Raw genomic sequence first — 9,559 nt, 5'->3', positions numbered from 1 at the left:
CTTGTCCTGGCCCTGTTCCTGCTGATCCCCGTCCTGTCCTTGGCCCTGACCCTGGTTCTGGTCCTGGGACCCCTGGTCGTCCTGGTCGTGTCCCGGCTGTTGTCGTTCCTGTTCGTCGAGCAGGCGTTGCACCAGCTCCAGGTTGTGCTGGGCGTCCCCGTCGTCCGGGGCCAGCTGCAAGGATTGCCGATAGGCCTCGGCCGCCTCTGGCAGGCGGCCGGCCTTGGCCAGGCTGTTGCCCAGGTTGTACTTGCCCCGGGCATCCGGGGCGGCCTGGCCGGTTTCGGCGGCCGCCCGGTAGTCGCCGGCCTGGTGCTGGGCCACCGCCCGCCAGGCCGGATCCTGGAAGCGGGCCACCGCCTCTTTGGCCTGGCCTGCGGCCAACAGCCCTGCGGCCTGCTGGTCCGGCCGCAGCCACAGGTCCTGCCAGCCGAAGGCCGCGGCCGGCCGGGGCGCCGCCAGGAAGAGGAAGAGAGCCAGGCCCAGCCAGCCCCGCCGGCAGCCGGCCAGGGCCAGGAGGAGGATCGGCAGCACCAGCCAGACCCCTTCCTCCTGCCAACGCTCGACCCCTCCTTCCAGAGCCTCGCCGCCGGTGCGGCCCTGGCTGGGCGGGCCGGCCAGGAGGGCGAAGCTGTCCCGATCGTCGGCCAGAAGCGGGCTGTAGCGGCCGCCGCCAGCGGTGGCCAGTTGCGTCAGGGAGGCGCTGTCCAGCCTGGCCAGCCGGGGGGCGCCATCCGGACCGGTGACAAAGCCACGGCCGGACGGGGCCGGCACGGGCGCGCCGCTGGCCGTGCCGATTCCCAATACCGACAGTCGGATGCCCTGCTGTCGCAGCTCCCCGGCCCGCTCCAGGCAGCTGGCCAGGTCGTCCACCCCGTCGCTCACCAGGATGAGGTCGCCGTCCTTCACGCCAGCCTGCCGGAGCAGGGAGGCGGCCTTGGCCAGGGCTGGCCCGGCGAGGTCGCCGGCCACAGGCATGATCTCCACGGCCAGGGCCGGCAGCATGGCGGCGATGGTGGCGACGTCCTCGGTGAGGGGCACCACCACGTGGGGCTCGGCGGCGAAGACCACAAGACCGGTGCGGCCCTCCCGGTTGTTCCTGAGCAGGTCCTCGATCTCGTAGCGGGCCCGGGCCAGCCGGCTGGGGGTGATGTCGGTGGCGGCCATGGAGGGGGAGAGGTCCAGCACCAGCACCCGGCCGGAGCCGAGACGGAACACCTGCTGGGGCTGGCGCTGCCAGACCGGCCCGGCCAGGGCGGTGACGGCCAGGAGCCAGGCGCAGGCAATGAGCGCCAGGGGGAGGCGGCTGGCGCGGCGGCCGTGATCGACCAGGAGGTGGGGCAGAAGGCCCGGGTCGCAGATCCGCTCCAGGCCGGCGGCCCGCAGCCGCTGCCACCACAGACCAGCCAGGAGCAGGGCGGCCGGCACCAGGGCCCAGAGCCAGAACGGCCGCAGGAAATGGAAGTCAGGCGGCAGATGGGGCATGGGCTTCTCGTCGCGGCCGGCGGGGCCAAAGGGCCGCCGCCGCCCGCAGGGCAGACAGCGTCAGGGCGGCGGCCAGGGGCCAGACAAAGAGATCGGTCCTGGGCCGCACCACCAGGCTTTCGGTGGCAACCGGCTCCAGCTCGTCGATGCGGCGGTAGACCTCGGCCAGGCCTTCCTTGTCCTTGGCCCGGAAGAACCTGCCGCCGGTGGCGCTGGCCAGGTACTCCAGGGTCTCTTCGTCGAGATCGGCGGAGGGGTTCACCACCCGGCTGCCCAGAAAGCCCCGGACCACCACCCGGTCAGCACCGACGCCGATGGTGTAGATCCTGATGCCAGCCTGGGCGGCCAGGTCAGCAGCCTGCTTCGGCGGCACCAGGCCTGCGGTGTTGGCGCCATCGGTGAGGAGCACCAGGGCCGCCTTGCCTTGCGGCACCTCCTTGAGCCTTTTGACCGCCAGGCCGATGGCATCGCCGATGGCGGTCTCCTTGCCGGCGATGCCGATCTCGGTCTCGGCCAGGAGATTTGCCACCGTGGTGCGGTCCAGGGTCAGCGGCGCCTGCAGATAGGCCTGGCTCCCGAAGATGACGAGACCGATCCGGTCCCCCACCCGGCGCCGGATGAACTCGCCGGCCACCTCCTTGACCACCGCCAGCCGGTTGGCCTCGCTGCCGGAAAGATCGAGATCCGGGATCTCCATGGAGCCGGAGGCGTCCACGGCCAGCATCAGGCTGCGGCCGGTCTGGGGCAGCTCCACGGGCTCGCCCAGCCACTGGGGCCTGGCGGCGGCCATGACCAGGAGGAGCCAGACGAGGGCCGCCAGCACCCGGGTCCAGCGGCGGCGGCGCGCCGCCGTTGTTGGCCGATCGCCGAAGACCGCCAGCACGAAGGGCGCGAACAGGGCCGGCGGGCTGACCGCCGGCGCCGGCGGCAGCAGGCGCCAGGCCAGCCAGGGCAGGGGCAGGGCGACCAGGAGCCAGGGCCAGGCGAGCCGGATCATCCCTTCCTCCGGTTCTGCCGGAGCCAGCGCTCCACCAGGCGCACCAGGGCCGGCAGATCGACGGCGGTGCCGGGCTGGAACAGGCCCCGCCCCAGCACCTGGCCGCAGCCGCTGGTGAAGGCGCCGTTGCCGCCGTGCTCATCCAGAAAGCGCAGCCAGGCATCGCCGGTCAGGGCCGCTACCTCCTGGCCGGGGTAGCAGTGCAGGGCATAGCGCTTGAGAAGGGCGGCGAGCTGCCGCAGCTGCTCCCGGGTCTCGCGGGCACTGCCGGCCAGGGCCTGCAGCTCCGCCAGGGCGGCCCGCCGTACCTGCCCGCGGCGACGCCAATACCAGGCGAGTCCGAAAAGACCCAGCGCCAGCCCGGCCAGAAGCCACCAGCCCGGCGCGGGCGGCCACCACGAGACCGGGGGCGGCAGGTGCAACGGCCGCAGCTCGGCCAGGGGATCGGCGGCCGGCGGCATCAGGTCCTCCCCAGCCGCGCCAGGCCCTGCTGCAGGACCTGCCGGGGCTCCATGTCGGTGGCAATGTCCAGGACCGGAAAGCCGCTCTTCTGGCCCAGGGCATGGAGATCCTGCTGGCGCTGGCGGAAGGCCGCGGCCCACCGCTGCTGCACCTCATCCTGGCCGGTGTCCAGAAGAAGGCGGCGGCCGAGGTTGGCAAAGCCGAAGCGGCCGGCCGCCGGCGGCTGGGCCTCCAGAGGATCGTGGACAAAGCCGGCCACAAGATCGCTGTGCCGGGCCAGTCCGCCCAGGAGCCGCTCGCCGTCTGATTCCATCTCCCCGAAATCACTGAGCAGGAGGATGAGGCTGCCGGGTCGGGTCAGGGAACGGAGCTTGGCCAGACCCTCGTCCAGGCGGCCGGGCCGGCTCGCCCCGGGGGCGGTCGGCTGCAGCCGGACCAGGGCCTGGATGAGGGCCATGACGCCGTGGCGCCGGGCCCGGGCCGGCAGCACCGCGAAGGCCTCGGCGCCGATCACCACGCCGCCGACCCGGTCGCCGTGGTGGAGGGCGGCCCAGGCAGCCATGGCGGCCAGCCGGGCCACTTGCACCGATTTGAGCTGCCGCCGGGTGCCGAAGAACATGCCGGGGTTGAGGTCTGCAAGGACAAAGATCGGCCGCTCCCTCTCTTCCCGGTAAAGCCTGGTGTGGGGCTTGCCCCGGCGGGCGGTGATCCGCCAGTCGATGCTGCGCACCTCGTCGCCGGCCTGGTACTGGCGCACCTCGTCGAATTCCAGGCCCCGGCCCTTGTGGACCGACAGATGCCCGCCAGCGCGGACGGCCGCGGCCCTGCGGCCCGGGCCCAGGCGCAGGGAGCGCACCGCTCCGGCGAGCCGTACCAGCTCGCCCAGATCCACCGTCACCCCGGGGATGCTCACAGGGAGGGCACCTTACGGAGCAGCTCGGCCACGAAGCGGCTGGCGGTGACGCCGTCCGCCTCGGCCTCGTAGTCGAGAAGAATGCGGTGGCGGAGGGCATCCGGGGCGATGGCCTGCACATCCTCCGGGGTGACGAAGTCGCGGCCATCGAGCCAGGCCAGGGCCCGGGCGCCCCGCTCCATGGCCATGGCGCCCCGGGGGCTGGCCCCCCAGCGCAGCCAGTCCGCAAGCTCCGGGGAATACCGGCCCGGATCCCGGCTGGCCTCGACGATCTCGACGATGTACTCCTCGACGCTGGCCGCCAGGTGCAGGGACAGCACCTCCCGCCGGGCAGCGAACAGCGTCTCCTGGCCGAGACGGGGGCCGGCGAGCGGCGCGGCCTGGCCCTCCTGCAAGGCTTCCTGCCGGGTAATGGCCAGGATCCGCCGGCTGGCCTCCCTGTCCGGATAGCCCACCGCGACGTGCAGCAGAAAACGGTCCAGCTGGGCCTCGGGCAGGGGGTAGGTGCCTTCCTGCTCGATGGGGTTCTGGGTGGCCATGACCAGAAAGAGCCGGGGCAAAGGGTAGCTCCTGGCGCCAATGGTGACCTGGCGCTCCTCCATGGCCTCCAGAAGGGCCGACTGCACCTTGGCCGGCGCCCGGTTGATCTCGTCGGCCAGCACCAGGTTGTGGAAGACCGGGCCGGGCCGGAATTCGAACACCCCGGTCTCGGCCCGGTAGATATCGCCGCCCGTCAGGTCAGCGGGCAAGAGATCCGGGGTGAACTGGATGCGGTGGAAATCCGCCTCCATACCCGAGGCCAGGGACTTGATCGCCCGGGTCTTGGCCAGCCCGGGCGCGCCCTCCACCAGCACGTGGCCATTGGAAAGGAGCGCCACGAGCAGGCGTCCGACCAGATGCTCCTGGCCAATGACCAGCTGCGACACGTGCTGGTGGAGCTGGTGCACGGCGTCACGAAGCGGCATGGGGCCTCCTGCAAAAAGGGGGGAAGCGGCACCCGGGAATCGGGTGCCTTTCTGCTCATGAAAGGTGTTCCGAGAGCCGGCAAAGTTCCACCGTGCGAGCCCCTCATTTGAGTCCAGAGGCGGCAGGATGGCAAGCCCCTTTTGGCAGCCAGCCCGCGTCTGCCTGCCAGGAAGGAGAGTTTCCCCGCGGGCGGCTCGACAATGGACTGGCGCCTTGGTAGTGTGCGAGCCGGCGATAGGATGAAAGGCCATAGGTCGTATAGGTCCCATAGGACCTATGAAGCCGAGGCCGGAGTGGGCCGTGGGCGAGAGCGAGGGACGCCGGTGAAGGGACACAGGTCATACAGGTCCCATAGGACCCAAGAATCCACACAGGATGCATCACCGGCAACCGGGGGATTCATTCCCCCGCACGGCGGCTATGCGGACCTGCTCTCCTACCGCAAGGCCCAGATCGTCTACGACCTGACCGTGTGCTTCTGCGCGCGGTTTCTCGAGCCGCGCGACCGGACCGTTGACCAGATGGTCCAGGCGGCGCGCTCGGGCAAGCAGAACATCGTCGAGGGCAGCATGGCTTCCGGCACCTCCAAGGAGGCGGAGATCAAGCTGATGAACGTCGCCCGGGCCAGCTTGGAGGAGTTTCTGGAAGACTACCGCGACTTCCTGCGCACGCGCGGCCTGGCGCTATGGGAAAAGGAGAGCCGGGAGGCGCGCTTTGTGCGGCGGCTCGGGACGAAGATGGACGCTTCGTACGAGACTTACCGGCCCTATGCCGATACCCGGCCGGCGGAGGTGGTGGCCAATATCGCCATCTGCCTCATTCACCAGGCCAACTACTTGCTGGACCAGCAGATCCGGCAGCTTGAGCAGGTCTTCCTCGAAGAGGGCGGCCTGCGTGAGCGGATGACCCGGGCCAGGCTGGCGAAAAGGACACGCGGCCGCAGGCCAGGGTGATGGCGATGGCCTCCTGGGGCGGCACGAGCCAACGGTGCGCTGGCCGTGGGATGGGCATGGTCCGGCAGGCCTCCTTTGCGGGCTCACCACCCGAGCCCGGTGCAGGAGGAGGACACCGGGCTCGGGTGGCGGGCAGCTACTCGTAGCGCAGGGAGGGCACGACCTTGTTGATCAGCCAGAAGAGGACGAACGGGGTGGCCGCCACGGTCAGGGCACCCAGGAGGCCTTCCTTGTAGGTCTCCAGGGAATGGGGCAGCAAGGGCAGATGGTAGTGCATGTAGCCGGCGAAGGACAGGGAAAAGGCCTGGCCGCCGATGACCACGTTCCACCGCATCATGAAGACGCCGAAGAGGATGAGCACCAGGGCCAGCAAGGTGCGGCGGATGGTGAGCCGGCCCAGGAGCAGCAGGAAGAAGGGCACCAGATTGCCCAGGCCGTATTGCAGCACAAAGATGTTGAGGAAGTCCTTGCCGTACATCACCGAGCGCAGGATGTCCCAGGACTTCATGGCCGTGTAGCCCCGGAAGACCAGGTCCAGGATCTCCAGGGTGATGGCGGCCACGAGAAAGCCCAGGAGGTAGCGGGAGGCCTTGGTGATGACATCGATCTCCACGCCGCCGATGGCCTGGACGCTGGTGTCGCCGCGGCCCCGGGCCAGGGAGGTGGTCAGCTTCTTCCATTCCATGATGACGATGTAGGTCAGCATGCACAGGGCGATGCCGGACACCACCGCGCTCATGATGAAGATCACCGGCATGAGCGGGCTCATCCACAAGGCGTTGGCCTTCACCGAGCCGAAGATGAAGCCGGCATAGCCGTGGAGGAAGCAGGCCACCGGGATGCCGACGCCGGCCAGGATCTTCACCGCCTTGTGGTCCTTGGCCAGGGCGGCGTCGCTGGTGTCGTAGGCGCCCATGGCCAGGAGCCGGTAGCCCAGGAGTTTCAGCCCGCCGCCCTCCGGCCGCCCCTCCAGGACCCGCACCTGGTTGGCGAAGTACTCCCGGTAGACGAACCAGATCTCGCTCACCACGATGAGGCCGTAGGTCGAAAAGACGATGCCAAAGGCAGCGATGGCCGAGGTGAAGTGGGGGGTCATCATGACATTGATGCCCCGGAGCGGCTGCTGCAGGTGGAACATGAGCGGCATGAGGGCCACCGGCAGGAGGGCCAGGGAGAAGACCAGGGAAAAGCGGGCCATGTCCTTGAGGTCCTTCTGGCCAAAGACATGGTAGAGGGAAGACAGAACAAAGGCCCCGGCCACCAGACCGGTCATGTACGGGTACATGACGATCTGGATGCTCCAGTAGATGAACTCGTTGGGATAGACAAAGAGGTCCTTGGTCGTCCACTCGAGACCGTGCACCACCAGCTCAGAAGCGTCCATGCTCACCTCACCCGCTCGTCCAGGCCTATATAGTAGACCTGCGGCTTCGTGCCGTATTCGTCTTTGAGGACCGCCACCCGCTCGGTCATGATCGTCCGGGTCACCGGATCCGCCTCGTTCCTGAGATTGCCGATCCGGCGGGCGCCGAAGGGGCAGGCCGCCACACAGGCGGTCTCCAGGCCTTTCGTGATGCGGTGGTAGCAGAAGTTGCACTTCTCCGCCACCTTGTGCACCGGATGGAAGAAGCGGACGCCGTAAGGGCAGGCCATGATGCAGTAGCCGCAGCCGATGCACCAGGAGCGGTCCACCAGGACCACCCCGTCGTTGGTCTGGTAGGTGGCGCCCACCGGGCAGACCTGGACGCAGGCCGGGGTTTCGCACTGGTTGCAGAGCTTGGGCACGAAGAAGGCCTTGGTGATCGCCTCGTTGGGGATGCTCTCGCCCCGGATGCGGGGATCGGTGAAGCCGTCCCGGCCGGCGTTGGGGCTGTCGGCGCGGGTGACGCCGTCCCGGGTGACCACGTAGCGCTCCACCCAGGTGCGGCTCACCGGCACATCGTAGGGCACCTCGTTCTCCCGCTTGCAGGCCCGGACGCAGAAGCCGCAGCCGACGCACCGGGTGGTATCCACCAGAAAGACCCAGCGGGTCGCGGCATTGCCGATGCTGGCCCGGGCCTCGGCAGGCGACACGAAGCGCAGGGCAGACAGGGGCAGGGCTCCGGCCAGGGTGCCGGCCAGGGCCTTCTTCAGGAACTGTCGTCGAGAGCTGGCCATCACATCTTCTCCAGGCTGGGATCGTGGGGGTTGTGGCAGCTGACGCAGTCGTCGCCGGGGTTGTGGTCCTGGTCAACGATGCCCGGCAGGGCGCTGCGGGGGTTGTTGGGATAGCCGAGCTCGGCATGGCAGCGCAGGCAGAGCTGGCGGTCGCGCTCGATGGCCAGCTTCTCGGGCCGATCCGGGTGGTCCGCCGCCGGGCCGTGGCAGTTCTCGCACGGGATGATGGCGTGGGGACCGGCAGCGTTGGCTGCCGCGTTGTCGCTGTGGCAGTCGGCGCAGACACCGCCCCCCCGGTACTTCACCGGCACCGCCTGCCATTCGGCGATGTTGCCCTGGCGGTGGAAGCCGAAGGTGAAGCTTTTGCCGTGCACCCCGAAATCGTCCGGCACCAGGATGGTGCGGGCGATCAGGATCAGGCCCACCAGGGCGACGGCCAGCCACAACGGCCGCAAAACGTGGTTCTTCATAGGCAGCTCCTCGAGGATGGGATGGGCTTGTAAAACCTATCTGGCTAATATATATTGCCAGCCGCAAAACGGGAGACAATATACACCTCGAAACCAAAAGCGCAAGAACTGGATATGGTTACAGGCGATCCGGGTGGTCGGGCCAGCATGGCCAGCATGGCCGGCTGGCGGCCGGTTTCGGAGGACGGCATGGAGGAGCGGCTGGCAGCGGTGGAGGCCGAGGTGGCCGAGCTGCGGCGGCAGGTCGCGGCCCTGGTGGCCCGTCTGGGCGAAGGAACGGCGGACCCGGGGACAGCGGCGCCACGGCGGCAGGCGGCCAGCCCGGGCGACCCGGATGAAGGGCTCTGGGCCTGGATGGGCAAGGAGGCGCTCCTGCCCCGGGTGGCGGCGGTCTCCTTCATGCTGGTGGTGGCGCTCATCCTGCGCACCTTGACCGACAGCGGTCTTTTGCACAAGGGGGTCGGCTCAGGCCTGGGCATGGCCTACGTCCTGGTGCTGATCGCCGCCGGCTGGTGGCTCTACCGCAAAGGTGGCCGGCTGGCGCCGGTCTTTCCCACCTGCGGCGCCCTGCTCCTGTTCTCCATCGTCTTCGAGACCCACGGCCATTTCGCGGCGGTCTCCACCTTCTGGGCCTACACCATCCTTTTTGTGGCCGAGGCGGTGCTCATCGCCATGGCGTTGGCGTATCGGGCCGGCTTTCTGCTTTGCCTGGCGACCTTAGGTCCCGGTCTGGTGGGCATGGCCCTGGACTTCCCCCGGCCTCTCTTCCCCTATCTGGGGATGCTTCTGCTCCTGGTCAACCTGCCGGCCTATCTGCCGGCTGGCCGCGCGCTCTGCCCGTCCCTGCGCTGGTCGACCCTGGGGCTGTCCCTGCTCTTCTGGCTGTTCTGGACCTTCAAGGTCAGCGTTCCCGCCACCTGTGGCGAGCCGCCGCTGCCCTATCTCCATCTTTCCTGGTTTGTGCCCCTGCTGCTCGTCTTCTGGAGCCTGTACACGGCCCTGCTGGCCTGGACGGTGACCAGGGCCCAGGAGCCCCTCGGCTTCTTCGAAGGCCTGGTGCCCCTCATCACCAGCCTGGGCGCCGCCTTCGCTGGCCAGGTGGCGGTGGCCACCTGGTACGGTGGCGGCCCCGGGGCCGGGTTGGCGGCGCTGGCGG

The 9,559-nt window shown here is 69.3% G+C and carries 10 protein-coding genes; 2 read left to right on the top strand and 8 right to left on the bottom strand.

Going from position 1 to position 9,559, the window contains the following annotated elements; translation table 11 throughout:
* From AB1634_17380 to AB1634_17360, 5 genes are all read right to left on the bottom strand, one after another.
* On the bottom strand, positions 1 to 1,485 hold a 1,485-nt coding region (locus AB1634_17380; protein MEW6221288.1), incomplete at its 3' end, for a VWA domain-containing protein.
* Positions 1,466 to 2,482 carry a VWA domain-containing protein gene (locus AB1634_17375; protein MEW6221287.1) on the bottom strand — a complete coding sequence of 339 codons (1,017 nt, stop codon included), beginning with the start codon at positions 2,480 to 2,482 and terminating at the stop codon, positions 1,466 to 1,468. The genes AB1634_17380 and AB1634_17375, both read right to left, overlap by 20 nt.
* Positions 2,479 to 2,943: a DUF4381 domain-containing protein gene (locus tag AB1634_17370; protein MEW6221286.1), complete on the bottom strand. Its 465-nt coding sequence runs from the start codon at positions 2,941 to 2,943 to the stop codon at positions 2,479 to 2,481. Before AB1634_17370 ends, AB1634_17375 begins: the two co-directional genes overlap by 4 nt.
* Positions 2,943 to 3,857, bottom strand: coding sequence for a DUF58 domain-containing protein (locus AB1634_17365; protein MEW6221285.1), 915 nt, complete (start codon positions 3,855 to 3,857; stop codon positions 2,943 to 2,945). Before AB1634_17365 ends, AB1634_17370 begins: the two co-directional genes overlap by 1 nt.
* Positions 3,854 to 4,822: a MoxR family ATPase gene (locus AB1634_17360; GenBank protein ID MEW6221284.1), complete on the bottom strand. Its 969-nt coding sequence runs from the start codon at positions 4,820 to 4,822 to the stop codon at positions 3,854 to 3,856. Before AB1634_17360 ends, AB1634_17365 begins: the two co-directional genes overlap by 4 nt.
* A 402-nt stretch (positions 4,823 to 5,224) precedes the next feature.
* Between AB1634_17360 and AB1634_17355 the strand changes: the two genes are divergently transcribed.
* The gene (locus AB1634_17355) at positions 5,225 to 5,776 is read left to right on the top strand and encodes a four helix bundle suffix domain-containing protein (protein ID MEW6221283.1); all 552 of its coding nucleotides are present in this window, start codon (positions 5,225 to 5,227) and stop codon (positions 5,774 to 5,776) included.
* A gap of 136 nt (positions 5,777 to 5,912) precedes the next feature.
* Here the strand turns inward: AB1634_17355 and nrfD are convergent, their stop codons facing one another.
* The 3 genes from nrfD to AB1634_17340 are packed head-to-tail and all read right to left on the bottom strand — an operon-like array spanning position 5,913 to position 8,403.
* Positions 5,913 to 7,142: an NrfD/PsrC family molybdoenzyme membrane anchor subunit gene (gene nrfD, locus AB1634_17350; protein ID MEW6221282.1), complete on the bottom strand. Its 1,230-nt coding sequence runs from the start codon at positions 7,140 to 7,142 to the stop codon at positions 5,913 to 5,915.
* A 20-nt stretch (positions 7,143 to 7,162) separates the two neighbouring features.
* Positions 7,163 to 7,933: a 4Fe-4S dicluster domain-containing protein gene (locus AB1634_17345; GenBank protein MEW6221281.1), complete on the bottom strand. Its 771-nt coding sequence runs from the start codon at positions 7,931 to 7,933 to the stop codon at positions 7,163 to 7,165.
* Positions 7,933 to 8,403 carry a cytochrome c3 family protein gene (locus AB1634_17340; protein ID MEW6221280.1) on the bottom strand — a complete coding sequence of 157 codons (471 nt, stop codon included), beginning with the start codon at positions 8,401 to 8,403 and terminating at the stop codon, positions 7,933 to 7,935. Before AB1634_17340 ends, AB1634_17345 begins: the two co-directional genes overlap by 1 nt.
* A gap of 147 nt (positions 8,404 to 8,550) precedes the next feature.
* Here AB1634_17340 and AB1634_17335 point away from each other — a divergent pair.
* Positions 8,551 to 9,559: hypothetical protein (locus AB1634_17335; protein ID MEW6221279.1), on the top strand; the 1,009-nt coding region annotated here is incomplete at its 3' end.

This window comes from Thermodesulfobacteriota bacterium, assembly GCA_040755095.1.
GTDB lineage: Bacteria > Desulfobacterota > Desulfobulbia > Desulfobulbales > JBFMBH01 > JBFMBH01.
This window is presented reverse-complemented; position numbering and strand designations above follow the sequence as displayed.

Coding starts and splice junctions, on each gene's coding strand:
- AB1634_17375 (MEW6221287.1), bottom strand. CDS start 2,482: ATGATCCGGCTCGCCTGGCCCTGGCTCCTGGTCGCCCTGCCCCTGCCC.
- AB1634_17370 (MEW6221286.1), bottom strand. CDS start 2,943: ATGCCGCCGGCCGCCGATCCCCTGGCCGAGCTGCGGCCGTTGCACCTG.
- AB1634_17360 (MEW6221284.1), bottom strand. CDS start 4,822: ATGCCGCTTCGTGACGCCGTGCACCAGCTCCACCAGCACGTGTCGCAG.
- AB1634_17345 (MEW6221281.1), bottom strand. CDS start 7,933: ATGGCCAGCTCTCGACGACAGTTCCTGAAGAAGGCCCTGGCCGGCACC.
- AB1634_17340 (MEW6221280.1), bottom strand. CDS start 8,403: ATGAAGAACCACGTTTTGCGGCCGTTGTGGCTGGCCGTCGCCCTGGTG.